Source organism: Sulfitobacter mediterraneus (assembly GCF_003054325.1).
GTDB classification, from domain to species: domain Bacteria; phylum Pseudomonadota; class Alphaproteobacteria; order Rhodobacterales; family Rhodobacteraceae; genus Sulfitobacter; species Sulfitobacter mediterraneus.
The window spans coordinates 160272-183149 of sequence record NZ_QBKU01000001.1; the positions used below are offsets into that span (position 1 = coordinate 160272).

Annotated in this window: 26 protein-coding genes and 1 tRNA gene; 15 read left to right on the forward strand and 12 right to left on the reverse strand. The window is 59.4% G+C overall.

Annotation, left to right across the window (positions count from 1 at the left end; translation table 11 throughout):
• Positions 1–95 precede the first annotated feature (95 nt).
• The 3 genes from C8N31_RS00920 to C8N31_RS00930 are packed head-to-tail and all read left to right on the forward strand — an operon-like array spanning position 96 to position 1512.
• Positions 96–833 (forward strand): N-formylglutamate amidohydrolase, encoded by a 738-nt coding sequence (locus tag C8N31_RS00920; protein WP_025047068.1) that lies wholly within the window; start codon positions 96–98, stop codon positions 831–833.
• A gap of 11 nt (positions 834–844) precedes the next feature.
• On the forward strand, positions 845–1186 hold the full coding sequence (locus tag C8N31_RS00925) for a 5-carboxymethyl-2-hydroxymuconate Delta-isomerase (protein ID WP_025047069.1): 342 nt from the start codon (positions 845–847) through the stop codon (positions 1184–1186).
• Between the two features lie 14 nt (positions 1187–1200).
• The gene (locus tag C8N31_RS00930) at positions 1201–1512 is read left to right on the forward strand and encodes a DUF1244 domain-containing protein (RefSeq protein WP_025047070.1); all 312 of its coding nucleotides are present in this window, start codon (positions 1201–1203) and stop codon (positions 1510–1512) included.
• A 23-nt stretch (positions 1513–1535) separates the two neighbouring features.
• Here C8N31_RS00930 and C8N31_RS00935 read toward each other — a convergent pair whose 3' ends face one another.
• Complete coding sequence (locus C8N31_RS00935) at positions 1536–1994, reverse strand: MaoC family dehydratase (RefSeq protein ID WP_025047071.1); 459 nt, start codon at positions 1992–1994, stop codon at positions 1536–1538.
• 60 nt (positions 1995–2054) lie between these two features.
• Here C8N31_RS00935 and C8N31_RS00940 point away from each other — a divergent pair, with 60 nt between their 5' ends.
• Positions 2055–2498 carry a DMT family transporter gene (locus C8N31_RS00940; RefSeq protein ID WP_025047072.1) on the forward strand — a complete coding sequence of 148 codons (444 nt, stop codon included), beginning with the start codon at positions 2055–2057 and terminating at the stop codon, positions 2496–2498.
• On the opposite strand, the gene C8N31_RS00945 is transcribed toward C8N31_RS00940, so the two are convergent.
• The 3 genes from C8N31_RS00945 to dgcN are packed head-to-tail and all read right to left on the reverse strand — an operon-like array spanning position 2495 to position 5387.
• Positions 2495–3355: a D-amino-acid transaminase gene (locus C8N31_RS00945; protein ID WP_037917746.1), complete on the reverse strand. Its 861-nt coding sequence runs from the start codon at positions 3353–3355 to the stop codon at positions 2495–2497. The genes C8N31_RS00940 and C8N31_RS00945 overlap by 4 nt on opposite strands.
• Positions 3356–3361: 6 nt before the next feature.
• Positions 3362–4327, reverse strand: coding sequence for an N-acetyl-D-Glu racemase DgcA (dgcA, locus tag C8N31_RS00950; protein WP_025047074.1), 966 nt, complete (start codon positions 4325–4327; stop codon positions 3362–3364).
• Positions 4328–4385: 58 nt separating this feature from the next.
• Positions 4386–5387, reverse strand: coding sequence for an N-acetyltransferase DgcN (dgcN, locus tag C8N31_RS00955; protein WP_025047075.1), 1002 nt, complete (start codon positions 5385–5387; stop codon positions 4386–4388).
• Between the two features lie 244 nt (positions 5388–5631).
• Here dgcN and C8N31_RS00960 point away from each other — a divergent pair, with 244 nt between their 5' ends.
• The gene (locus C8N31_RS00960; protein ID WP_025047076.1) at positions 5632–6588 is read left to right on the forward strand and encodes an L-malyl-CoA/beta-methylmalyl-CoA lyase; all 957 of its coding nucleotides are present in this window, start codon (positions 5632–5634) and stop codon (positions 6586–6588) included.
• A gap of 173 nt (positions 6589–6761) precedes the next feature.
• On the opposite strand, the gene C8N31_RS00965 is transcribed toward C8N31_RS00960, so the two are convergent.
• Entirely contained in the window at positions 6762–7214 is a 453-nt protein-coding gene (locus C8N31_RS00965; RefSeq protein ID WP_025047077.1) for an Lrp/AsnC family transcriptional regulator, read from the reverse strand.
• Positions 7215–7287: 73 nt separating this feature from the next.
• Between C8N31_RS00965 and C8N31_RS00970 the strand changes: the two genes are divergently transcribed.
• Positions 7288–7887, forward strand: a complete 600-nt coding sequence (locus tag C8N31_RS00970) for a LysE family translocator (protein ID WP_025047078.1) — start codon at positions 7288–7290, stop codon at positions 7885–7887.
• 72 nt (positions 7888–7959) lie between these two features.
• Positions 7960–8922, forward strand: coding sequence for an acetyl-CoA carboxylase carboxyltransferase subunit alpha (locus C8N31_RS00975; protein WP_025047079.1), 963 nt, complete (start codon positions 7960–7962; stop codon positions 8920–8922).
• Positions 8923–8925: 3 nt separating this feature from the next.
• Here C8N31_RS00975 and C8N31_RS00980 read toward each other — a convergent pair whose 3' ends face one another.
• A complete protein-coding gene (locus C8N31_RS00980; RefSeq protein ID WP_025047080.1) occupies positions 8926–9381 on the reverse strand; it encodes a GNAT family N-acetyltransferase in 456 nt (151 codons plus the stop codon).
• A gap of 308 nt (positions 9382–9689) precedes the next feature.
• Here C8N31_RS00980 and C8N31_RS00990 point away from each other — a divergent pair, with 308 nt between their 5' ends.
• A complete protein-coding gene (locus tag C8N31_RS00990; protein WP_025047082.1) occupies positions 9690–10001 on the forward strand; it encodes a hypothetical protein in 312 nt (103 codons plus the stop codon).
• On the opposite strand, the gene C8N31_RS00995 is transcribed toward C8N31_RS00990, so the two are convergent.
• Positions 9998–10648 (reverse strand): GntR family transcriptional regulator, encoded by a 651-nt coding sequence (locus C8N31_RS00995; protein WP_025047083.1) that lies wholly within the window; start codon positions 10646–10648, stop codon positions 9998–10000. The two genes, C8N31_RS00990 and C8N31_RS00995, sit on opposite strands and share 4 nt — an antisense overlap.
• 92 nt (positions 10649–10740) lie before the next feature.
• Between C8N31_RS00995 and C8N31_RS01000 the strand changes: the two genes are divergently transcribed.
• The gene (locus tag C8N31_RS01000; protein ID WP_025047084.1) at positions 10741–11058 is read left to right on the forward strand and encodes a DMT family transporter; all 318 of its coding nucleotides are present in this window, start codon (positions 10741–10743) and stop codon (positions 11056–11058) included.
• Positions 11059–11069: 11 nt separating this feature from the next.
• Here C8N31_RS01000 and C8N31_RS01005 read toward each other — a convergent pair whose 3' ends face one another.
• Entirely contained in the window at positions 11070–11906 is an 837-nt protein-coding gene (locus tag C8N31_RS01005) for a GNAT family N-acetyltransferase (RefSeq protein ID WP_025047085.1), read from the reverse strand.
• Positions 11907–11917: 11 nt separating this feature from the next.
• Positions 11918–12604 (reverse strand): M48 family metallopeptidase, encoded by a 687-nt coding sequence (locus tag C8N31_RS01010; protein WP_025047086.1) that lies wholly within the window; start codon positions 12602–12604, stop codon positions 11918–11920.
• Between the two features lie 111 nt (positions 12605–12715).
• Here C8N31_RS01010 and C8N31_RS01015 point away from each other — a divergent pair, with 111 nt between their 5' ends.
• The 3 genes from C8N31_RS01015 to C8N31_RS01025 all read left to right on the forward strand — a co-directional run bounded on the left by C8N31_RS01015 (position 12716) and on the right by C8N31_RS01025 (position 13853).
• Positions 12716–13042 carry a TIGR02300 family protein gene (locus C8N31_RS01015; RefSeq protein ID WP_025047087.1) on the forward strand — a complete coding sequence of 109 codons (327 nt, stop codon included), beginning with the start codon at positions 12716–12718 and terminating at the stop codon, positions 13040–13042.
• Between the two features lie 90 nt (positions 13043–13132).
• Positions 13133–13208, forward strand: a tRNA-Ala gene (locus tag C8N31_RS01020).
• A gap of 258 nt (positions 13209–13466) precedes the next feature.
• Positions 13467–13853 carry a GFA family protein gene (locus tag C8N31_RS01025; protein WP_025047088.1) on the forward strand — a complete coding sequence of 129 codons (387 nt, stop codon included), beginning with the start codon at positions 13467–13469 and terminating at the stop codon, positions 13851–13853.
• A 12-nt stretch (positions 13854–13865) separates the two neighbouring features.
• Here the strand turns inward: C8N31_RS01025 and C8N31_RS01030 are convergent, their stop codons facing one another.
• On the reverse strand, positions 13866–14201 hold the full coding sequence (locus tag C8N31_RS01030) for an ArsR/SmtB family transcription factor (protein WP_025047089.1): 336 nt from the start codon (positions 14199–14201) through the stop codon (positions 13866–13868).
• A 31-nt stretch (positions 14202–14232) separates the two neighbouring features.
• Here C8N31_RS01030 and C8N31_RS01035 point away from each other — a divergent pair, with 31 nt between their 5' ends.
• Genes C8N31_RS01035 through mnmH form a run of 3 tightly spaced genes read left to right on the forward strand, consistent with a single transcriptional unit; the run spans position 14233 to position 17160 of the window.
• Complete coding sequence (locus C8N31_RS01035) at positions 14233–15108, forward strand: PhzF family phenazine biosynthesis protein (RefSeq protein WP_025047090.1); 876 nt, start codon at positions 14233–14235, stop codon at positions 15106–15108.
• Positions 15105–16082 carry an ornithine cyclodeaminase family protein gene (locus C8N31_RS01040; protein WP_025047091.1) on the forward strand — a complete coding sequence of 326 codons (978 nt, stop codon included), beginning with the start codon at positions 15105–15107 and terminating at the stop codon, positions 16080–16082. Before C8N31_RS01035 ends, C8N31_RS01040 begins: the two co-directional genes overlap by 4 nt.
• A gap of 25 nt (positions 16083–16107) precedes the next feature.
• Complete coding sequence (gene mnmH / locus C8N31_RS01045; protein ID WP_051544566.1) at positions 16108–17160, forward strand: tRNA 2-selenouridine(34) synthase MnmH; 1053 nt, start codon at positions 16108–16110, stop codon at positions 17158–17160.
• Here mnmH and selD read toward each other — a convergent pair.
• Entirely contained in the window at positions 17138–19309 is a 2172-nt protein-coding gene (gene selD / locus C8N31_RS01050) for a selenide, water dikinase SelD (RefSeq protein WP_231476714.1), read from the reverse strand. The genes mnmH and selD overlap by 23 nt on opposite strands.
• Positions 19310–19443: 134 nt before the next feature.
• Positions 19444–22755, reverse strand: coding sequence for an error-prone DNA polymerase (locus C8N31_RS01055; protein WP_025047094.1), 3312 nt, complete (start codon positions 22753–22755; stop codon positions 19444–19446).
• Between the last annotated feature and the right edge of the window lie 123 nt (positions 22756–22878).

Consider the following 22878-nt stretch of genomic DNA (forward strand, 5'->3'; position numbering starts at 1 on the left):
CAGAGCCGCCAACAGAAAGAAAATTCGTTAGCGATAACAATACGTCGCTTAGGCGCTTATAGAATGCCGTCATGCAAGTCAAAGGTTTCACAAATATGACCTATCAACCTTTTCACATCGAGGGAGAGGACAGACCCGCCCGCTGGCTGATCACCTGTGACCATGCGGCCAACACTGTGCCGCCCCAAATCAACGGTGGTTCTCTGGGGCTTGATCCAGCGGATATGGCGCGCCACATCGCCTTTGATCCGGGCACCGCAGGAGTTGGCAAGGCGCTTGGCAAGTTGCTGAATGCGCCTGTGATCATGTCCAACTTCTCGCGTTTGGTGATTGATCCGAACCGCGGTGAAGACGACCCAACCTTGCTGATGAAGCTCTATGACGGCACGATCATTCCCGCCAACCGTCACGCGGATCTGGACGAACGGGAACGGCGGCTGGATCTGTGTTACCGCCCCTATCACGATGCCCTGACCCGCCTTGCCGCGCGGCCCGGAACGGTGATCCTGTCCTTGCACAGCTTTACCCCGCAACTGCGCGGCCGCCCGCCACGCCCTTGGGAAATCGGTGTCCTTTATGCCCGCGACACGCGGCTTGCGCATCCGTTTCTGGATCGGCTCCGTCAAGAGGCGGACCTGACCGTGGGCGACAATGAACCCTACTCAGGCCATTTGCCCGGCGATGCCGTGGACCGCCATGCGCTGCAACACGGGCGGCCAAATGTCCTGATCGAGCTGCGCAATGATCTGGTCTCGGATGCTGACGGACAAAACCATTGGGCCAAACGGTTGGCCCCGATGCTGACCGAAGTCCTTGATGCCACCGGTCTTTAAAGGAAATACAGATGCCGCATTTTATTCTTGAACATTCACCAGACATTCCTGGCGATCAAATCTCTGACACGCTTGATGCGCTCTTTGCCGCCGCCAGCGATCATCCGGAATTTCCCGACCCCGCGGCGATCAAAATGCGCGCCCTGCCCTGCGCCCAGCAACGGATGGCGGGAAAGGTCCACAGCTTTGCCCATCTGACAATCAAACTGCTGACCGGGCGCGACACCCCAACCAAAGCGGCCTTGGCGCAGGACATGCTAATGGTCTTGGACGCGCAATTGCCGCAGGTCGGCCAGCTCACCGTTGACCCCCGCGATATGGCACGCGACACTTACGCCAAACGCATTCTCTGAAGTTAGGAGCCGTCATGGACGACCAAACCAAGCTCGAAATTGAAGCCGCCGCCTTTCGCCGGTTGCAGCAGCATCTGATGCAAGACCGCACCGATGTGCAGAATATCGACATGATGAATCTCGCCGGATTCTGCCGCAACTGCCTGTCCCGCTGGTATCAGGAAGCGGCCAATGAGCGCGGCATCGAAATGACCAAGGATGAGGCGCGGGAAACCTATTACGGGATGACAATGGCAGAATGGAAGGCCAACTATCAGACCGACGCATCACCCGAAAAACAAGAGGCCTTCAAAACCGCATTCGCAGAAAACGTCGGCAAGGCCTAGGGCGGGGTTCACCCCGCCACCTTTCAAAACGAATACAGCAACAACCACTCCGCCCGCAGCGCGGGGCGGTCCATCCCCTGCACCTGCACCTCCGCGCCGACCCGCACCATCAGATCGCCCCGCCCCCGGACCTTGGCATCCTGCACTGTAAATTGCCCGCGGATCATCGCACCAACCGGCACGGGCGCCAGAAACCGCACTTTATCAAACCCGTAACTCACGCAGGCGCTTTGCCCTTTGACTTTCGGCATTGCCTCGAACGCCATGCCAGACATCATCGACAGGGTCAGCATGCCATGGGCAATCGTGCCGCCAAATTCGGTCTGCGCCGCCTGCGCCGGATCAACGTGCAGGAACTGCCTATCCCCGCTCACTTCAGCAAAGGCATCAATCCGCGCCTGATCGACCAAGGTCCACTCTGATTGCGCCAAGATCTGGCCGGTCATCGCGGTCAAAGCCTCGCGGTCGATGGGATTTGCCATTGGGTGGCCTCTTGGGGTTCAGTGGGACAGATCCTTCTTCTTTGACCGAAAGACCCCGTTATGAACACCCCTCTGATTGCCCTTGGCCTTGTCGCGCTCGCCGGTTGTGCAGTTGCTTTGCAAACCCCGATCAACGCCGCCCTCGGCCGCAGCATCGGCAGCGGTGTCGCCGCCGCAGCCGTATCTTTCGGTGTCGGCTTTCTGGTGCTGCTCGCTGTTCTGAGCCTTTCGGGCGACATCGGATCGCTTGGACGGATCACAATGGCCCCACCGGTATTGCTCATCGGCGGGGCGCTGGGGGCATTTTATGTCTGGACGGTACTTTGGGCGATCCCAACCCTTGGCGCATTGACCACGATCACCGCATTGATCCTCGGGCAATTGTCGGCGGCGTTGTTGATCGACGCCGCCGGATTTTTTGGTCTGGCCGTGCAGGCCATCACCCCGACCCGCCTCGCCGCAGCGGCATTGGTCGGGGCAGGGGTTGTTCTGTCGCGGTTTTAGATCGCAGCTTTGCGCATCTCATCAAGGTAGATCTCACGCAGACGCGGCGCCACACGCCCCGGCGCACCATCGCCCAGTGCAACACCGTCGATCTCGACCACCGGCATGACAAAAGCACTGGCCGAGGTGGTAAACGCCTCATCCGCCTGCTTCGCCTCGTCTATGGTAAAGTTACGCTCTTCCACTTCCATCTGCGCCTCTCGGGCAAATCGCAAAACCGCCGCGCGGGTGATCCCGTGCAGGATGTCATTGCTCAGGGCGCGGGTGATGATTTTGTTGCCCTTCACGATATAGGCGTTGTTGGATGTGCCTTCGGTGACAAAGCCGTCCTCAACCATCCAGGCATCATCACAGCCCGCTTTCTTGGCCATCATCTTGCCCATCGACGGATAAAGCAGCTGCACTGTTTTGATGTCGCGGCGACCCCAACGGATGTCATCAATCGAAATGATCTTGGCACCACGCTTGGCCGCAGGGCTGTCGGCCAGACCCGGTTTGTTCTGGGTGAACAAAACAATGGTCGGCACGGTTGTTTCAGGGTCAGGGAAAGCAAAATCCCGATCGCCATCCGATCCGCGCGTGATCTGCAAATAGATCAAACCCTCTTCAATCTCGTTCAAACGCACCAATTCGCGGTGCACCTCCAGCAGATCCGCCTTGCTGATCGGGTTGTTCATCTCCAGCTCGTTCAGGGACCGGCTCAGCCGCACGGCGTGACCGTCAAAATCAATCAATTTGCCATCCAGCACCGACGTCACTTCATAAACGCCGTCCGCCATCAAGAAGCCGCGGTCAAAGATGGAGATGCTGGCTTCGGTCTCTGGCAGGTATTCGCCGTTTACATAAACTGTCCGCATGATGTCTTAGCCCCAAAGTCCGGCCACGGGTGGATGCACCCCGGCCTTGTCAAAAATCAAAGGTTCATCGCGGTCTTCGGCCAACAGAAGCGGGCCGTCAAGGTCTACAATCGTTGCGCCCTTCGCCACGAGGGTCGCGGGCGCCATGGCAAGCGATGAACCAACCATGCACCCCACCATCACATCATAGCCTTCGGCGCGGGCGGCATCCCGCAGCGCCAGCGCCTCGGTCAAGCCACCGGTTTTGTCCAGTTTGACGTTCACCACATCATATTTGCCCTTCAACTTGGGCAGGCTGGCACGATCATGGGCGCTTTCATCGGCGCAAACCGGCACAGGCCGGTCCAGACCAATGAGCGCGTCATCCTCGCCCGCGGGCAAAGGTTGCTCTACCAAAGCCACACCAAGGCGGACCAGATGCGGTGCCAGATCGGCATAGACCTCGGCGGACCAACCTTCATTGGCATCCACGATAATGGTTGATTTGGGCGCACCGGCCCGCACTGCCTCAAGCCGGGGCATGTCATCGGGCGTGCCCAGCTTGATCTTCAGCAAGGGCCGATGCGCATGTTTGGCCGCCTGCACCTGCATCTCCGCAGGGCTGGCCAAGGATAGCGTATAGGCGGTGATCTCCGGGCCCGGCTGCGCCAAACCGGCCAATTCCCAAACCCGCTTGCCGGCTTGCTTGGCCTCCAGATCCCACAGCGCACAATCCACCGCATTGCGCGCCGCGCCCGCAGGCAACAGATCGTAAAGCGATCTACGGGTGATATCGCCAGGCAGCGCCTCGATCTCTGCGGTGACGCTTTCCAGGGTTTCCCCGTAACGGGCATAGGGCACACATTCGCCCCAGCCTGTCACGCCGCCCGCATGCAATCGCACGGTCAGCACCTTGGCCTCGGTCCGCGATCCGCGCGAGATGGTGAACACCTCCGCCAGTTTAAACACGTCCCGCGTCACTTCGATGCGCATACCCGCTCCTTCATTTGGCCAAAAAAACTCAATTCCCCGCGCGGGGCTTGATGCAGACTTACAATGCCTCCAGCGCTTCGGCCAGCCGCGCCGCCCCGTGGCGGAATGGATCGACCGCAGGCAGGCCCATGTCTGCCTCGACTTTCGCCAGATAGGCGTTGGCCTCGTCTTCGGGCATATGTTGGGTATTCACGGAGATGCCCACGACCTTACAGGCCGGATTGGCCACTTTGGCCAAGGTCAACGCCATGTCCGACACCGCTTGCATGGTCGGCAGCTGGTATTCCGGCAGACCGCGCATGTGTTCGCGTGTGGGCTCATGGCAAATGATCAAAGCGTCCGGTTGACCGCCATGGATAAGGGCCATGGTTACGCCGGAATAGCTAACGTGGAACAGGCTGCCTTGCCCTTCGATGATGTCCCAATGGTCTTCGTCATTGTCAGGGGTCAAATACTCCACCGCACCGGCCATGAAGTCGGCAATCACTGCATCCAGCGGCACACCCGATCCTGTGATCAGAATGCCGGTCTGGCCTGTGGCACGGAAGGTGCTGTTCACACCGCGCTCCTGCAACGCTTCATCCAGCGCCAGCGCCGTGTACATTTTTCCGACCGAACAATCGGTGCCAACAGCGAGCACCCGTTTGCCACTGCGCTTGATGCCGTTGGCAATCGGATATTGCACATTTGGCACCCGCACATCGTGCAGGGTGCAACCGTTCACCTGCGAGGCCGCAACAAGATCGCCTTCGTCATGCAGCATATTGTGCAGCCCGGACGCCAGATCAAAACCCATCCCCAGCGCCTCGATCAGCACCTCTTTCCAAGCCTGAGAGATCACGCCGCCCCGGTTGGCCACGCCGATCACCAGCGTCTTGGCACCGGCGGCCTTGGCCTCTTCCAGTGTCAGATCTTTCAGACCCACATCCGCCTTGCAGCCCGCCATGCGGAACTGGCCCACGGCATTGTCTGGCCGCCAGTCTTTGATGCCCTGTGCCACTTTCGCGGCAAGTTGGTCCGGTGCATCGCCGAGGAAAAGAAGATATGGTGTTTCGATCATGGCGGTCTCCTAGCGTTGAGTTTCAGCACATATTGAAGCACGATTGCCGCAAATCCTTTGCGAGTCTGCGGTCAATTTCAAAAACTGCGCGATAATCTCTCACACATCTACGATCAGGCGCGAGATTTTTGCATGCCGCAGCTGCAAATGCTGCACGTGCGAAAACACTCTTGCAGCTCGCAGCGCAATTTAATACCAGCTAAACCCAGAGAAAACGCAACAATATTACCGCAAGGAATCGCCCATGTCTTTCCGCCTGCAACCTGCCGCCCCGGCCCGCCCAAACCGCTGCCAGCTTTTTGGCCCCGGATCACGCCCGGCGATCTTTGAAAAGATGGCCAGTTCTGCTGCGGATGTTATCAACCTTGACCTCGAAGACAGCGTCGCCCCTTCGGACAAAGACAGCGCACGGGCCAACGTGATTGCCGCGATCAGCGAGCACGATTGGGGCACCAAGACGCTTTCAGTGCGGATCAACGGTTTGGATACGCCGTATTGGTACCGCGATGTTGTGGATTTGATGGAACAGGCCGGCGAACGGCTTGACCAGATCATGATCCCCAAGGTCGGCTGTGCGGCGGACATCTATGCGGTTGATGCCCTGGTGACCGCAATCGAAGCAGCCAAAGGGCGCAGCAAGCGGATCTCCTTTGAGGTGATCATCGAATCCGCAGCGGGCGTGGCGCATGTCGAAGAAATTGCCGCCAGCTCACCGCGTTTGCAGGCGATGAGCCTTGGCGCCGCTGATTTTGCCGCCTCGATGGGGATGCAGACCACCGGTATCGGCGGCACGCAGGAAAACTATTACATGCTGCGGGAAGGCGAAAAGCATTGGTCTGATCCCTGGCATTGGGCCCAAGCCGCGATTGTTGCCGCCTGCCGGACCCATGGCGTGCTGCCCGTGGACGGCCCGTTTGGCGATTTCTCGGATGATGAAGGCTACCGCGCACAGGCCCGCCGTTCTGCGACCCTGGGCATGGTTGGCAAATGGGCCATTCACCCAAAGCAGATCGGCATCGCCAACGAAGTGTTTACCCCATCCGAAGAAGCCGTGGCCGAAGCGCGGGAAATTCTGGCTGCGATGGAACAGGCCAAGGCCAATGGCGAGGGCGCGACGGTCTATAAGGGGCGTTTGGTCGACATCGCCAGCATCAAGCAGGCCGAAGTCATTGTGCGTCAGTCCGAGATGATTGCAGGCTGATACATCGGATCGCCTGAGCGATCCGACCGAGGCGGGGCGTTGCCCCGCCTTTTTTGTCAGGCGCGGGTGATTTTGGCAGTTGATGATGGGACTCACGCCCCAGACCCGACGTCGCTACTGGGGTTTCACACCCCCAGACCCCCGTGGAGGTTTTCTGGCCAAATGAAGAGGGGTCAGGCGCGTTCGTCTTTGGGAGACCCCATCACAACATAGGATGTGATTCCGTTCACTTGCGGCAAGGCGCCCAGCATGTCGGTGTGGAAGCTTTTGTAGGCTTTGAGGTCCGCGCATTCGACGCGCAGCAGGTATTCGATTGTGCCGGTGATGTTGTGGCATTCGCGCACTTCCGGGGCATGCGAAATCGCACGTTCAAAGGCCTCTTGGCTGGCTTTGGAATGGTCTTTCAGACCCACTCCGACATAGGCCACAAACCCTGCCCCCAGTGCGGCGCGATCCAGAACAGCGCGGTAGCCGGTGATCACGCCGCGCTTTTCCAGATCCTGCACTCGGCGCAGACAGGCAGAGGGTGACAGGCCCACTTTGTCTGCGAGTTCGATATTGCTGATCCGGCCATTGCGAGACAGCTCTTGCAATATTTGGTCGGATATACGGTCAAGTTTCGACATATATTGCTCAACTTTCGGAGAAAAACTTCAATTCACAATTACGCGGCGCGGAATATCTGTCAAACATTGCGTTATGAATATCGAAGTCATTCCCGCGCTCGCGCTTTTCGCCTTTGTCAGTTCCGCCACGCCGGGACCGAATAACCTGATGTTGATGGCTTCAGGGGCCAACTACGGATTTTTGCGGACCATTCCTCATATGCTGGGCATTTCGATCGGGTTTCTGATCCTGATGCTGTTGACGGGCATGGGGCTGGTGCAAATATTTGACCTTTACCCAATCAGCTATACCGTGCTGAAGATCGCCAGCGTGGTCTATATGATCTATCTGGCGTGGAAGATTGCCAACGCTGCACCCATTGAAAAGCGCAACGCGGCGGGGCGGCCCATGACGTTTTTGCAGGCTGCTGCCTTCCAATGGGTGAACCCGAAAGCATGGGCGATGGCGCTGACCGCGATTACCGTTTATGTGGCCGATCAAGGCGCTTGGATGTTGCTGGCAGCGGCAGTGTGTTTTTCCACGGTTAACCTGCCGTCGGTTGGCGTCTGGACCATTCTGGGCCAGCAGATGGCGCGGTTCTTGACCAATCCGGGGCGGCTCAGGGCATTTAACTGGACCATGGCGGCTTTGCTCATTGCCTCTCTTTATCCTGTTCTGGGCCTTGGCGGGTGATCAACACATCGCGGCGCGTTGCAAATGCTCCAAATGCCCGCCATATATCATGGCAAACAGCCGGAGCACCCAATGACCCAATATCTGGATTTCGAAAAACCCTTGGCCGAAATTGAAGGCAAGGCGGAAGAACTGCGCGCATTGGCGCGGGCGAATGAAGAGATGGACATCACCGAAGAGGCCAAGGCCCTTGATACCAAGGCCGCCGCCCTTCTGGAGGAGCTTTACAGCGATCTGACCCCTTGGCGGAAATGCCAGGTGGCGCGGCACCCCGAGCGGCCCCATTGCAAGGACTACGTCGAGGCGTTGTTCACCGAGTTCACACCGCTGGCAGGCGACCGGAATTTTGCCGATGATCTGGCGGTGATGGGCGGTTTGGCGCGGTTCAATGACCAACCGGTGATGGTGATCGGTCACGAAAAGGGCAATGATACCAAATCCCGGATTGAACGGAATTTCGGCATGGCCCGCCCCGAGGGATATCGCAAAGCTGTGCGGCTCTTGGAACTGGCAGGGCGCTTTGGCCTGCCAGTGGTGACATTGGTGGATACCCCCGGCGCCTATCCCGGCAAAGGTGCGGAAGAGCGCGGGCAGTCTGAGGCGATTGCCCGATCCACAGAGAAATGTCTTCAGATCGGCGTGCCATTGGTCAGCGTAATCATTGGCGAGGGTGGTTCTGGCGGCGCGGTGGCCTTTGCCACGGCGAACCGGGTCGCGATGTTGGAACACTCGGTCTATTCTGTCATCACCCCTGAAGGCTGTGCCTCGATCCTGTGGAAAGACAGCGAAAAGATGCGCGAAGCGGCAGAGGCGATGCGGCTCACGGCGAGTGATCTCAAAAAGCTGGGCGTGACAGACCGGATCATTCCAGAGCCCAAAGGTGGTGCGCACCGCGATGCGGAAAAGACCATCGAAGCGGTGCGCGGCGCCATCACCGAAATGCTCAAAGAGCTGGACGGCAAGGATGGCAAGGCGTTGATCGCGGACCGGCGGCGCAAGTATCTTGATATTGGCGGCAAAGGGCTGGCGGCTTGACCGTTAGTCAAATTTGATCCGAAAGCGTGGCCCGATCCCGTCAAGCGGCTCAAACCCGGCGGCCAGATAAATGCCCTGCGCGGTGACGTTGTCGGGATGGGTGCCGACGGTCATATAGCGGCACTCCTGATCCTTCGCTGCGGCCATACTGGCATCAATCAATTGCTTGCTCAGCCCGAGACCGCGTGCCTGCGGGCTGACAAACAAATGATGCAAATCCATGCCGCGCACCCCGAATTGCAACTGCGCCATCGGGCATAGGGCGGCATAACCCAGCAACACCTTGTCCCGCTCGGCAACCAGCAAGGTAAGCCAGGGCGCGGCGCCCATCACGTCACGTTCAAGGCTGGCGAGGGTCACTGCGGCGGTATCATCGTGATGCGCCGCAAGCCCATTGATCATCTCAAGGACAGCCGGAAGGTCGGGGGCGGCCACGGGTCTGATGGTGATGGATGACATCTGTTGTTCCTAAGGGCGGCCTGCACGGCACAAAGCCGCACAAGGCGGCCAAAATATTGAAAATGCAAGAAAAGGGGCCGCTATCAAATGGGGCGGCGATAATAGGTGATATGTCTGAACATGCGCATGGCTGCACACTGCGCGATGGCGCGGGGGTGGTCAAGTGGACGGACCTGCACCGCGTTTCAAATTTGTGATCACATTTGATTTGAACCAGGCCTATCTGACCCCCATATCAATAGGTGAAGGAGCATAGACCCCTTCTTGCGATCTGCGCTCCTTCCTTCGCCTGCGAAAAGGAGCAAATCATGTACAAACGTATTCTCACCTCTGCCCTGCTGTTCGGGATGGTCGCAACCGGCCCGCCAGCAGCGGCGATGACCTGTGCGCCGCGTGTCGATCTGGTGGACCGTTTGACCACCCAGTTTAACGAGGCTCTCACCGCAACCGGCCTTCAGAATGCCCGTTCATTGATTGAGGTTTGGGCGTCGCCAGGCGGGAACAGCTTTACCATATTGGTCAGCCATCCAAATGGGATCAGTTGCGTTGTGTCTGCTGGCAAGAACTGGACCGCTATCACGCCAAAGCCCCCGCCGGACAAGAAAGGCGTGGCTGGCTAACTGGCCAGCATCCGCAGACCCTGCGTCACGTCAGACCGCACAGCGAGCCGCAAGCCAGGTTCGTCCCCAGCCTTGAGCGCCGCAATGATCAAACGGTGAAATTGTGGCGGGTCGGTACGGCGCAAACGGCCATATAGCGCACGCATCGTTGGCCCCATCTGGAGCCAGACCGTTTCGGCCATCGCCAGCATCGCCGGGGCCTGCGCCCGCAGATAAAGTGTGCGGTGAAATTCCAGATTGGTGCGAATGTAGCTGACCGCATCGCGGTGGGCGACGGCCTCTGAGATGGCGTTGTTGATGGTTTGCATTCGGTCAATCAGCGCCATATGGGCACGCGGCAAGGCGCGGCTGGCCAGCTCAACCTCGATCAACGCCCGCAACGCGGCCAGCTCTTCGATGCGTTCATTGGAAAGCTCTGGCGTGCTGATCCGTCCGGAAGTTGACATGGTCAGCGCCCCCTCCGCCGCAAGCCTTCGCACCGCCTCACGGGCCGGTGTCATCGAGACCTCATATTCCTTGCCAATCCCGCGCAGGGTCAACGCATGACCGGGCGGCAAGTCGCCATGCATGATCCGGCTCCGCAAACCGCGATACAGGCGGTCATGGGCAGGTGAAGTTGCATCGGAAGGGCGGGCGGTCAGGGTCATTGGCATTTGTGATCACAAATGCGCTGGTAGGTCAAGGTTCACCTGACTAAGCTTTGCCTCAAACATGTTTTTCAGTCAAAGGAGATTGCGGGATGGGAAATGCATGGCTGTTGCTGGTGATTGCAGGCCTCTTTGAGGTGGTCTGGGCCGCCGCGCTTAAGGCATCAAACGGATTTACCGTGATTTTGCCCTCCGCCATTACAGCCATCGCCGCCGCGATCAGTTTCTGGCTGCTGGCGCTTGCGATGAAGGATCTGCCGCTTGGCACGGCCTATGCGGTTTGGGTCGGCATCGGTGTTGTCGGCGCAGCGGTTTTGGGTGTTGCCATGTTTGGCGATCAGCTTACTCCAATCCGGGTGGCGGGGATTGCACTGATCATTGCCGGGATCACCGCGCTCAAAATCGCTTGATCCCGCAAAGGTCAAAGCTCCCGGCAAAGCTCAAATTGCTGAACGATCGGCTCGGCGTTCAGCGCTTGCATAAAGGTATCGAACCCCAGATCGTCTTGTTGTGCGTTGATCACCCGAAGGGCGCGATCCGGCAGCGCGCGCTGCACCGTGCCAATGATCGCCCGTCCAAGTCCCAGACGGCGGTGATCCGGCGCAACGGCAAACTGTGCCAAGGTAGCAGTGTCGCGATAGACTGCAGCGTAGGCCACCAACCGCCCCGCATCGTAATGCGCCAGACACATCAAATTTTCCCCCGCCGCCACGAGCGAGCCTGCCGCATTTTGCCATGACGGCGGCCAATCGTGCAGCGCAGCAGCATCTGGCGCAATATCGGACCATTGCACCGGCACAAAAGCAGCCAGACCCGCTTCGACCAGAGGTGTCTCAGGAATGGTAAAACAGTTCAATTGCCGCCGGATCACCATCCCCAGGCTTTGATAAAGCGCGAAGGCCGCTGTGTTGCTTTGCAAAACCTCTGTCTGCAGATGGTTTACGCTATTGGCTGCAAGATCCGCCATGGAATGCTCCGCCAAGGCCCGCGCAACCCCACGCCCGCGAAACGCAGGGCGGGTGCCGCTGCTGGCTAAATATCCACGTTTGCCGCGCACCGAGATAAGCCAAAGCGCCACTATTTCATCACCCTCAACCATCACAAAAGATCTGGGCAAGACCACGCCACGCTGACGCAGAAACGTTTCAAACCCCTGCAGAGTTTGCTTCATCGGAACCGCGTAGTCCGAAAAGGCATCGTTGGTGACGTCAAGCAATTGGGCGGTTGAATACTCGGCGGCGGATCGAATTTCAGGCAAAATAGCGTCCTTTAAAACTGATAGCGGTGCAGATCGCTGCCATGTTGTCGCAACCATTTGCGCGGCGCTTGGTAATCACCATAGATCCGCTCAACACCCGTCCAAAATGCGGTAGAATGGTTCATCTCGGCCAAATGCGCGACCTCATGTGCGGCGACATAGTCAAGCACCTCTGGCGGCGCCATAATCAAGCGCCACGAAAACATCAACGCACCATCGCTGGTGCAACTGCCCCAACGGGACCGCGTATCGCGCATGGTGATCCGGCCATATCTTTTGCCCAGCAAGGCGGCATAGTCATCGCATGCACCTGCCAGCCGATCACGTGCCACTTCTTTGAGATACGCGCCAAGCCGCACCGCGACCCGATCAGGGGCACCCGGCACGGCGATCTCCGCTTGTCCGATCTGCACCCTCCGGCCCTGCCCCGACACGATTCGCAACATCTGTCCGCCCACCGGCACCTCAGCACCCAGTGCCACAGGTACATCCTCGCCCCGAGCCTCAAGATGTTTGCGAATCCATGCCTCTTTGCTGCGGGCAAAGGCCATCGCTTCTGCCTCCGCGAGCTTGGCGGGCATCGTCAATGTCACCCGGCCGTCCAATTGGGAAATCCGCAACGAGATCCGTTTTGCCTGTGCAGAACGCCGCATCAGCAGCACAATTGGCGGATTGCCGGGCAGAATTGGGTCGGTCATCAACAGGGTCCAATTGGCAACAGTCGGCTAAAGCCTTTGACAGTCCCACCCTCATATGGCACTTGGCCGGAATCATCTATACGCAACCGAAATTTCGAAGAGGGGTGTTCCATGCCCAAAGAAGAATGGGGAACGAAGCGCCTGTGCCCCACAACGGGCAAGCGCTTCTATGACCTGAACAAGAACCCGATCGTCAGCCCCTACACCGGCGAGGCGCTGGAAGTAGATGCATCCAAATCCCGGATGATCGCGGCAGACGCCGAAGATGCCGTTACAGCCAAGGCCAAAGAAGCCGAAGTCGAAGAGGATGCAATCCTCGATGATGACGACGTCGATGTGGAACTGGATGACGATATTCTGGACGATGACGACGACGATAGCGACACTGTTCCGCTGGACGATATTGCGGACGTGGCATCGGACGACGACGATTCCTAAAATTCGAAGGCGGGAGGTGGATTTTCCACTTGATCCCGCCTTCGCTTGCGCCTAGTTACCGGCTCATCCACTAAGGTCACTGACCTGAATGGGGCATTAGCTCAGCTGGGAGAGCGCCTGCATGGCATGCAGGAGGTCAGCGGTTCGATCCCGCTATGCTCCACCAAACCCTTCCCTTTCCAGCATCTTGCTACGGCCCGCACACCTGATCGGCTGACTGACGCCCGTCCGCTGCGCGGACAGTCTGAGACAGCGGTTCGATCCCGCTATGCTCCACCAAACCATTCCCTTTCCAGCATCTTGCTACGGCCCGCACATCTGATCGGCTGACTGACGCCCTCTCCCTCTCCGGTTTGATATTGCTGCATCATAAATGTTCACGTAATGTTCTCACATTGCAGCCATTGGAATAGGATTAGAGGCGATGCTAAAAGGAAGTTGTTATTGCGGGGCCATCGAGTTTGCATTGGACTCGCCGCCGACGATGATGGGCACCTGCCATTGTTCGCGGTGCCGCAAGGCCGGGGCCAGCGCGATTGTTTTTGTGAAGAAAGACACCCTGAGCTGGATCAAAGGCAAAGACAACGTTCAGGCTTTTGTCCCTGAGGCGCCGTATAAATACCCCAGATGCTTTTGCAAAACCTGCGGGACCTCTCTTGGCGAAATCCTGTCAGAGGAGGACAGCTTTCCCATCTCGGCCAATGCGTTTGATGATGAGCTGCCGATCAAAAATGGCTTTCATGAACATGTGAATGAAAAGCCCTCCTGGTACGAGATTTGCGACCCCAAAGACCCATCCGCAGAGGGTTAAGCCCTCGGCGTATTACACCTTGGCAAGCTGCCTGACATCCTCAAGGCAGCTTGCAACCGCGCCTTGGATCAATTGATAAAACACCCAGTTCTTGATGCGTTTGCTGCGTACAAGGCCGGCATCTTGCAGGATTTTCATATGATTGGTCACCGTCGGCTGTTTTAGGCCAATCTTCTCGGTGATGAAACCGACACAAACGCCATCCTGCACCAAATCGCCATCCACTTGCGGCGGGAAAAACCGCTCGGGATCGGCCAGCCAATGCAGGATCTGCAAGCGGTTTTCATTCGCCAAGGCCTTCAACGGGCCAGCGATTGACTCGATTTCAGCAGTCGTATAGTCATTCATCTATATAGATTCTCCACTATGCAGGTATGCTATGCCACAGACGTCCGACCACTACAACTTTGTGCATTGCGATGTGTTCGCAAACCGCCCTTATGCGGGCAACAGCCTTGCGGTTTTTACCGATTGCGCCGGGCTAAGCGCCGAACAGATGCTGCGTATGACGCAGGAAATGCGGCATTTCGAATCTATTTTTCTCAGCCAAGACCAAGGACAAATCACCGCACGGGTTTTTGATCTGATCGAAGAATTGCCCTTCGCCGGACACCCACTGATCGGCGCGGCCTGTACGTTGCACCGCGCCAGTGGCAGCCTCACACCGCAAAGCTGGAAAATCAGATTGAACGGCGGACGCGTGGTCAAAATTGCCACCGAGGTCGAAGATGGCAGATACATCGGCACGCTGGATCAAGGCACCCCGGATTTCATCGCGGCCTTGCCCGCCACCGCCAAACCGGGCTTTGCCAAGGCGTTCAATCTGACCACCGCACAGATCGCCGATCTGCCGCTTGAGGTGATTTCCACCGGGCTAAAATATCTCGTCATCCCTTTGACCTCCGGGCTGGAGAATGCGCGGATCACCATCGCTGATCTTGATCAAAAACTGGCGGATGTCGGGGCCGAATTTGCCTATCTGTTTGATGTAAACACCTTTGAAGGACGGCATTGGAACAACGATGGCATCGTCGAGGACATCGCCACCGGCAGTGCGGCCGGGGTGGTCGGAGCCTTTGCGCTGAAACACGGGCTGATCAAAGCGGGTGATCCAGTGACCCTTAAACAAGGGCATTTCATGGGTCGCCCCAGCCGGTTGCAGGTGACGGCCTATGGCACCCCTGATAGCATCGCAAATATCTCCGTTGCAGGGCAGGTTGCCTTTGTCGGTGAAGGAAAGGTTGTTGCCCCATGATCCCCATGTTTCAACCCGAAGATATTGCCCCGCATCTGGACATTGCCGCCCTGTTGCCCGCTGCAAAAGACGCCTTTCGCGCCCTCTCGGATGGCAGTGCGCAAGCGCCCGTCTATGTGTTGCACCCCAATGACATGGCTGACATTCACGTCAAATCCGCCTGCCTGCCAGATTGCCCGATCTTCACCGTCAAGATGGCGGGCTGGTCGCAGGTGCTTGTCGATCGCGGCGAACCGGCCTCCAGCGGATTGATCGTTGTGTTTGACAGCATCACCTGCAAACCTATCGCGATTTTGCAGGACAATCATCTGATCTCGGATTATCGCACTGCGGCTGCAGGCGCTTTGGTTGCCGATCTGCTCGCTCCGCGGGATGTCGCCAGTGCATTGGTCGTCGGCACTGGAATGCAGGCGCGGTTGCAGGTCGAGGCATTGCTATTGTCGCGCCGCGTGCCACAAATCGCTGTATGGGGGCGCGATCCACAAAAGACCGCGCAACTGCGCGATGACCTGGCCAAAATCCACCCTAGAACAGAATTTTCACTGGCTGGCGATCTCGCAGATGCCGTGCCGCTTGCCGATGTGATCCTCACCGCCACTGCCGCCAAAGACCCGGTGGTCGACGCAAGCTGGCTGCGGCCCGGCCAACACATCACCTCCGTTGGCTCCGATGACGCAACCAAATGCGAGATTGACCCGCAAGCGATGGCACAGGCCAAGGTCTTTGTAGATGCCCGCACTTCAGGTGAGGCGTTCGGATCACCCCGCAGGGCAATCGCGCAAGGGATCATCGCGACAAGCGACCTGACCGAGATCGGCACCTGTTTGACCCAAGGCATCGCACGCGAACCTGAGGATATCACCCTCGCTTGTCTCAGCGGTCTTGGCATTCAGGATCTCACTGCCGTGCGTCACCTTTGGCAAAAGCTCCAACCCGCCGCGCAACTGGACCTCACCGGCAAAGCCGTTACATAGGGAAGGTTCCGATCCGAGGCACCTGATGATCCCCTGCACCCTTTCCACCTATAGCGATCTGACCGATCTGGCCGTGGACACGATCATTGATGTCCGCGCACCGTCCGAATTTGCCGAAGACCACCTGCCCGGCGCGATCAACCTGCCGGTGCTTGATGATGTGCAGCGGGCCGAGGTTGGCACGATCTACAAACAGGACAGCCCCTTCAACGCCCGCAAGATCGGCGCCGCCCTTGTGGCACAAAACACCGCCGCCCATCTGCAAGGTCCGCTGGCCGGCAAAGGTGGCGATTGGCAGCCGTTGGTCTATTGCTGGCGCGGTGGCCAGCGATCCGGTGCCTTTGCCACGATCCTAGATCAAGTTGGTTGGCGGGTGCGGCTGCTCAGCGGTGGTTATCGCAGCTATCGCCGTCTGGTCAGCAAGATGCTCTATGATGGTCCGCTGCCGCACCAAATGATCCTGGTGTCAGGGGGCACCGGCACTGCCAAAACCCGCCTGCTTCAACATCTTGCAAACGCTGGCGGACAAATACTGGACCTCGAAGCGCTGGCCGGACATCGCGGTTCGATCTTTGGGGCGATGGCAGAAGGACAACCCAAACAGAAAATGTTCGAGTCTCGTTTGGCAGCGGCTTGCGCACAGCTTGATCCGAACAAGTTGACTTGGGTCGAGGCCGAAAGCAGCAAGATCGGCGACCGTGTCGTGCCGCCCGCGCTATGGACCCGCATGTGCGCCGCGCCGAGGGTCGAAGTATCTGCCCCTTTGGCCGCCCGCGCCGATTTCCTATGCCGCGCCTACGAGGATTTAACCTCTGATCCGGCACAATTCGGGACACAAATAGATCAAATGCGGTCCTTTCATCCCGCAGACCGGATCGGACACTGGCATGATCTGGCCAAAACCGGTGAATGGAACACCCTCGCGGCAGACCTGATCCGTGACCACTACGACCCGCGATATGCCAAATCCGCCGCCCGCACCACCACCCCGCTGCGGAGGTTGGAATTGCCTGATCTGTCTGACGACACATTGCAGCAGACCGCGCAAACATTGCTCAGCGGCGCTGCGCCAGCGTGACCGCTCCCTGCCCGGCAGACAGCGTGCCGATCACCGCTGCCGTGATGCCCATTGCCTGCATCTGCGCGACCGCCTTGGCCGCGGCATCGGGCGGCAAAGCAGCCAACAATCCCCCCGCCGTCTGCGGATCATAAAGCAATGGATCATCCACCCCCGCGACCTGCGCATCGCGGCGATTGGCAGGCATCAAGCTTGACGCGAAGCCCCTGTCCGACAAGGCCCGCGCACCGCCATAAACCGGTATCTGATCCTGCCACAGATCCGCATCCATCATAGACGCCCGGCAGATCGCCCGAACATGCCCGGCAAGGCCAAACCCCGTCACATCGGTCATCGCATGCGCATTGGCCAGCGCCGCCGCCGCAATATCCTGCGGCTTTTGCATGGTTTGTAAGGCAGCGGCCACATCACGCCCATCCGCCTTGCCTTGCATATCCGCCGCAAAGATCACCCCCGTACCAATGGGCCGGGTCAACACCAGCAGATCACCATCCTGCGCTCCTGAAACGGTGATCGGCATCTCGTCGCGCACCCCTGTAACCGTGAACCCGACCGTCAATTCAGCCCCCATGGTGGTATGCCCGCCCACCAATTGCGCCCCAGCTGCACCCATCACAGCAGACGCCGCTTGGGTGATCTCGGCCAAAGTCCGTGCCTGCAAATCAGGTGCCATCTGCGGCAGGATCAAATGCGCCAGCGCCACCTGCGGCTTGGCCCCCATTGCCCAGATATCACCGAGCGCATGAACCGCCGCCACCTGTGTCATGCACACGGGGTCTGCAATCATCGCCCTCAGATGATCCGTACTGATCACCTGAAAACCACCGCCAGGCTGGCGCAATACCGCCGCATCATCCCCTGCTCCGGTCAGAACGGCGCCGCTGACCAGCTTCAAGTGATCCAAAGCGTTGCCCAAAACACCGCCACCCACTTTCGCTCCGCAACCACCACAAAGCGGCGCAGCTTCCAGCATCTCGGCAACGCCTGCCGCCACAGGGCCGCGCGGCGGCTCTGCCTGCATCACCGGCAGGTTGGTGAATTTCTCCATAAAGGCCCGATCAATCCGATCTTTCCACCGCCACAGCAATGGGCCAGACAGGCTCATCCCGAACTTCTCCGCCATCGCGGATTTACCACCCAGCGAGATCAGCTTGAGATAATGCGCTTGCGGTTTGAACCTGCGGCGATGGCCAACGCCCAAGGCGGCTCGCAAATTGTGATGCAGAACCGGCGCGGCTCGCACGGCATACACCCCGGCCTTTGGTCGCGGCGCGAAAGGCATATGTGCGCAATCCCCCACGGCAAACAAGGCGGGGTCATCCTCCACGGCCAATGTTTCATCAACCCGTATAAAGCCATCCTGAAGCGGCAGATCAGTCTCGCCAACCCATCCATGGGCAAAGGCACCTGCAGCCCCCACACAGAGCGCTGCGGCAACCGCCTCTTGCCCAGCTATTTCAACCCGCTGTGCCCCGACCCTGGTCACCTGCGCGCCGCACCGCACTGCCACGCCAAGCTGCTTCATCTGCGCCAACAGCCGCCGCCGGGCCGACGCGCCCACACCGGAAATCTCGGCAGCGGCCTCAATCACCGTGACATCAGGCACAACGCCAACCTGCCGCAAGGCATGGGCCATCGCCAAGGCCAACTCGCACCCCGCCACGCCGCCGCCGATCACCGCAACCTCCGGCGCGGCCTGCCCGGCCTGCACCTGCGCCAGAAAATCCCGCCAGCGGGAGGCATAAACATCCAGCGGCTTGGCCCCGACCCCGTGCTCAGCAAATCCCGGCAGATCCATCTGCGCGGTGATCCCCACATCAATGGAAGCCACATCATAAGCCACCGGCATCCGCCCCTCCATCAAGATCTGCCGCGCGGCCCGATCGATCCCGCAGGCCTTGTCCAGAATAAGCCGCGCACCGGCATGACGGCACAACCGCACCAGATCTATCTCAAGGGTATCGCGTCCGTAATGCCCCGCCACATGCCCCGGCAACATGCCCGTATAAGGCGCCGTCGGACCGGGGTTGATCACCGTCAACCGCACCCCCGGCAAGGGGGTCATCCCCCAGGACCGCAACACCAGCGCATGGGCATGCCCGCCCCCGACCAACACCAGATCCCGCGTCAAAGGCACATTGCTTTGCATCACTGCCCACTTCCCTTTTTGGCCCCAAATATTCCAGGGAGTTTGAGGGACAGCGTCCCTCATCACCAAAACAAAATCGCTTGCGGGCCCCAAAGGGGGCCGCGCCTCTGCCTATCAGTGCCAGAAACACACCGCTAATGAAAATCCCGCGACTTCGGGATCACGCGCACATCACGTGGATGCCGCCGGGCGCTGACCTGTCCGGCAATCGGATGGGTTGGATGATCCCCCCGCGCCTGCGTCTGCGGCACCCGGTCTACGGCCAGATCATCAAGCCGGTCGGTGCGGTTCTCAAGCCGGTCCGCCACCACGTGAATAACCCGCCCGTCACTTTGAATGCGCCCATGCACCACCAAAAGCCGGGCGCCCATGATGATGGGCCTAAAATGTTCAAACAGCTTGGGCCAGATCACCAGATTGGCCACCCCCGCCTCATCCTCCAGCGTGATAAAACACACGCCCTTGGCACTGCCCGGTTTTTGCCGCACCAACACCAGCCCCGCCAATGACACCCCTGCCCCGTTCCGCATCCCCGGCAGTTGATCGGTCACCGCAAACCCCTGACGCCGCAGGCTGGCGCGGAAAAAGCTGACCGGATGCGCCTTCAGCGACAATCGCAATGTCTGATAATCGGCAACCACATGTTCCGCCTGAGGCATGGCGGGCAACGATACAGCGGGCTCCGCCCCCTCGTCCCCCGCTTCGGCGTGGGTAAAGATCGGCAGATCCGGCGCATCTTTCAAAGCCTGCCCCTGCCACAGCGCCTGACGCCGGTCGATCCCCATGGACCGCATCGCATCCGCCGCCGCCAGCCGGCGCACCGCCCCCCGATCCAGCCGCGCCCGCGCCTTGAGATCGGCCACATCAACAAACGGCACATCCCGCGCTGCCATGATCCGCGCCGCGGCATCCTCGCGCATGCCATCCACCTGCCGCAGGCCAAGCCGCAGTGCAAATCCGGTCTCGCAGGGCTCCAGCGTGCTGTTCCAATCGGAATAATTGGCATCCACCCCGCGCAACTCCACACCATGTTCCCGCGCATCCCGCACGATCTGTGCCGGCGCATAGAACCCCATGGGCTGGGAATTGAGCAGTGCACAGGCAAAGGCCGCCGGATAGTGGCACTTCATCCAGGAGGACACATAAACCAGCTTGGCAAAGCTGGCCGCGTGGCTTTCGGGAAAGCCATAATCACCAAAGCCTTTGATCTGATCAAAACACCGCCGCGCAAAATCTTCCGAATAGCCGCGATCGGTCATCCGGCCCACCATCTTGTTTTGCAGCGTTTCAATGGTCCCGCGCGAGCGGAAGGTGGCCATCGCCTTGCGCAGCTCATTGGCCTCCTTGGGCGTAAACCGCGCCGCATCAATGGCGATCTTCATCGCCTGTTCCTGAAAGATCGGCACGCCCAGCGTCCGCCCCAGGATCTTGAGCAGTTCATCCTGCGGATGTTCCGGCCCCGGCGCGGGATAGCTGACCCCTTCGAGCCCCTGACGCCGGCGCAGGAACGGATGCACCATATCGCCCTGAATGGGGCCGGGGCGCACAATCGCCACCTCGATCACCAGATCGTAAAACACCCGAGGGCGTAGTTTCGGCAGCATCGCCATCTGCGCCCGGCTTTCCACCTGAAACACCCCAAGGCTGTCCCCCGCACACAGCATGTCATAGGTCGCCGCATCATCCGCCGGAACGCTGGCCAGATCGTGATCCACGCCGTAATGCGCCCGCAGCAGGTCAAAACATTTGGCGATACAGGTCAGCATCCCCAACGCCAGAATATCCACCTTGAAGATGCCCAAGGCATCAATGTCATCCTTGTCCCATTCGATAAAACTACGCTCGGGCATCGCGCCGTTTCCAATCGGCACCATCTCGGTCAGGGGCCGTTCGGTCAGGATAAATCCGCCCACATGCTGGCTTAGGTGGCGCGGCATGCCGGTCATCTCGCGCGCCAGCGCGATCACCCGGCGCAGATAGGGGTCAGACAGGTCCATGCCCGCGTCCTTGACCCGTTCATCGCCCATCTGCCCCTCAAAACTGCCCCAGACCGTGCTGGCCAATTTGGCCGTCACATCCTCGGAGAGGCCCATCGCCTTGCCAACCTCGCGGATCGCGGATCGCGGCCGGTAATGGATCACCGTGGCACAGAGCCCGGCCCGTTCGCGCCCGTATTTTTCATACATGTACTGGATCACTTCCTCGCGCCGCTCATGTTCGAAATCCACGTCAATGTCGGGCGGCTCGTCCCGCTCTTCGCTGAGAAACCGTTCAAACAGCACGTCATGTTCTTCGGGGTCCACCGCGGTGATGCCAAGGCAGAAACAGACCGCCGAATTGGCCGCAGACCCGCGCCCCTGACACAGGATCGGCGGTTCTGCCACCTCGCGGGCAAAGCGGACGATGTCATTGATGGTCAGAAAATAGCGGGCGATCTTTTTGGAGCGGATCAGCGCAAATTCCTTTTCGATGATCCCCCTGATCCGCGCCGATACTCCATCGGGATAACGCCGCGCTGCACCTTCCCAAGTCAGATGTTCCAACTCCTCCTGCGCCCCGCGCCCTTCCGGCACGATCTCATGGGGGTATTCGTATTTCAGATCGCTCAGCGAAAATGCGCAGGCATCCGCCACCTCACGCGTGGCCCGGATGGCATGGGGCCAGGCACCGAACAAACGGCACATCTCGGCAGGAGATTTCAGATGCCGCTCTGCGTTGGCCTCCAGCAGGAAACCGGCCTTGTCGATCGTACAGCTCTCGCGGATGCAGGTCATCACATCCTGCAGGGGGCGGCGCTGGGGCGTATGATACAGCACATCATTGGTGGCCAGAATGCCCAAGCCCTGCGCCCTCGCCATCCCATCTAACCGGTTGATCCGCGCCACATCATCGCCGCGATAAAGATAGGCCGCGCCGATATGGCGCAACTGCGGCAGCGCCCGCACCAGCCGGGGCAATCCGGCCTCAAACACATCCAGTTGCGCAGGCGGCATCACGATCAGTTGCAGCCCCTCGGCATGGGTGGCCAGCATCTCAAGCGTCAGATGGGTTTCGCCTTTTTCCTGCCAGCCGCCCTCCACATCCGACATCTTACCCCGGCTCAGCAATGTGGACAGCCGCGCATAGGCGGCACGATCTTTTGGATAGGCCAGCAGTTCCGTACCGCACAGCAAAACCAGCCGCGTCCCGATCAGTGGGCGCAGCTTGGCCTTCTGTGCCTCGGTATGGATACGCACCACCCCGGCCAGTGTGTTATGATCGGCAATGCCCATGGCATCATAGCCCAGCAGATTGGCCGTCGCTGTCAGATCCACCGCGTCAGAGGCCGCCCGCAGAAACGAAAAACAACTGGCCAGACCCAGCTCCACATAGGGGCTGGGGGCGTGCCACTGAAACGGATCCTCAGGATCCAGCGTGCGGCGTTTATGTCCGTCTTGCTGGGGCATGGTCGATTACAAAGCGATAGGGCCCCGCCCGTGATTTTCACGCGCGGATGATCCACAGAGGGGCAAATCAAAAATGTTTACACTCGGCACGGACCCAAGGCTGCAAAGCAGCCTTGGGTCCGT

Excerpts from the sequence above, each read along its gene's own strand:
- C8N31_RS01010 (WP_025047086.1), bottom strand. The coding sequence starts at position 12,604 with ATGACCGACCCAATTCTGCCCGGCAATCCGCCAATTGTGCTGCTGATG.
- C8N31_RS00975 (WP_025047079.1), top strand. The coding sequence starts at position 7,960 with ATGACCCAATATCTGGATTTCGAAAAACCCTTGGCCGAAATTGAAGGC.
- C8N31_RS00970 (WP_025047078.1), top strand. The coding sequence starts at position 7,288 with ATGAATATCGAAGTCATTCCCGCGCTCGCGCTTTTCGCCTTTGTCAGT.
- C8N31_RS01025 (WP_025047088.1), top strand. The coding sequence starts at position 13,467 with ATGCTAAAAGGAAGTTGTTATTGCGGGGCCATCGAGTTTGCATTGGAC.
- C8N31_RS00965 (WP_025047077.1), bottom strand. The coding sequence starts at position 7,214 with ATGTCGAAACTTGACCGTATATCCGACCAAATATTGCAAGAGCTGTCT.
- C8N31_RS01040 (WP_025047091.1), top strand. The coding sequence starts at position 15,105 with ATGATCCCCATGTTTCAACCCGAAGATATTGCCCCGCATCTGGACATT.
- C8N31_RS00945 (WP_037917746.1), bottom strand. The coding sequence starts at position 3,355 with ATGCGGACAGTTTATGTAAACGGCGAATACCTGCCAGAGACCGAAGCC.
- C8N31_RS00995 (WP_025047083.1), bottom strand. The coding sequence starts at position 10,648 with ATGACCCTGACCGCCCGCCCTTCCGATGCAACTTCACCTGCCCATGAC.
- dgcA (WP_025047074.1), bottom strand. The coding sequence starts at position 4,327 with ATGCGCATCGAAGTGACGCGGGACGTGTTTAAACTGGCGGAGGTGTTC.
- C8N31_RS00990 (WP_025047082.1), top strand. The coding sequence starts at position 9,690 with ATGTACAAACGTATTCTCACCTCTGCCCTGCTGTTCGGGATGGTCGCA.
- C8N31_RS00925 (WP_025047069.1), top strand. The coding sequence starts at position 845 with ATGCCGCATTTTATTCTTGAACATTCACCAGACATTCCTGGCGATCAA.
- mnmH (WP_051544566.1), top strand. The coding sequence starts at position 16,108 with ATGATCCCCTGCACCCTTTCCACCTATAGCGATCTGACCGATCTGGCC.
- C8N31_RS00940 (WP_025047072.1), top strand. The coding sequence starts at position 2,055 with ATGAACACCCCTCTGATTGCCCTTGGCCTTGTCGCGCTCGCCGGTTGT.
- C8N31_RS01000 (WP_025047084.1), top strand. The coding sequence starts at position 10,741 with ATGGGAAATGCATGGCTGTTGCTGGTGATTGCAGGCCTCTTTGAGGTG.
- C8N31_RS01015 (WP_025047087.1), top strand. The coding sequence starts at position 12,716 with ATGCCCAAAGAAGAATGGGGAACGAAGCGCCTGTGCCCCACAACGGGC.
- dgcN (WP_025047075.1), bottom strand. The coding sequence starts at position 5,387 with ATGATCGAAACACCATATCTTCTTTTCCTCGGCGATGCACCGGACCAA.
- C8N31_RS01035 (WP_025047090.1), top strand. The coding sequence starts at position 14,233 with ATGCCACAGACGTCCGACCACTACAACTTTGTGCATTGCGATGTGTTC.
- C8N31_RS01055 (WP_025047094.1), bottom strand. The coding sequence starts at position 22,755 with ATGCCCCAGCAAGACGGACATAAACGCCGCACGCTGGATCCTGAGGAT.
- selD (WP_231476714.1), bottom strand. The coding sequence starts at position 19,309 with ATGCAAAGCAATGTGCCTTTGACGCGGGATCTGGTGTTGGTCGGGGGC.
- C8N31_RS00935 (WP_025047071.1), bottom strand. The coding sequence starts at position 1,994 with ATGGCAAATCCCATCGACCGCGAGGCTTTGACCGCGATGACCGGCCAG.
- C8N31_RS00960 (WP_025047076.1), top strand. The coding sequence starts at position 5,632 with ATGTCTTTCCGCCTGCAACCTGCCGCCCCGGCCCGCCCAAACCGCTGC.
- C8N31_RS00980 (WP_025047080.1), bottom strand. The coding sequence starts at position 9,381 with ATGTCATCCATCACCATCAGACCCGTGGCCGCCCCCGACCTTCCGGCT.
- C8N31_RS01030 (WP_025047089.1), bottom strand. The coding sequence starts at position 14,201 with ATGAATGACTATACGACTGCTGAAATCGAGTCAATCGCTGGCCCGTTG.
- C8N31_RS00930 (WP_025047070.1), top strand. The coding sequence starts at position 1,201 with ATGGACGACCAAACCAAGCTCGAAATTGAAGCCGCCGCCTTTCGCCGG.
- C8N31_RS00920 (WP_025047068.1), top strand. The coding sequence starts at position 96 with ATGACCTATCAACCTTTTCACATCGAGGGAGAGGACAGACCCGCCCGC.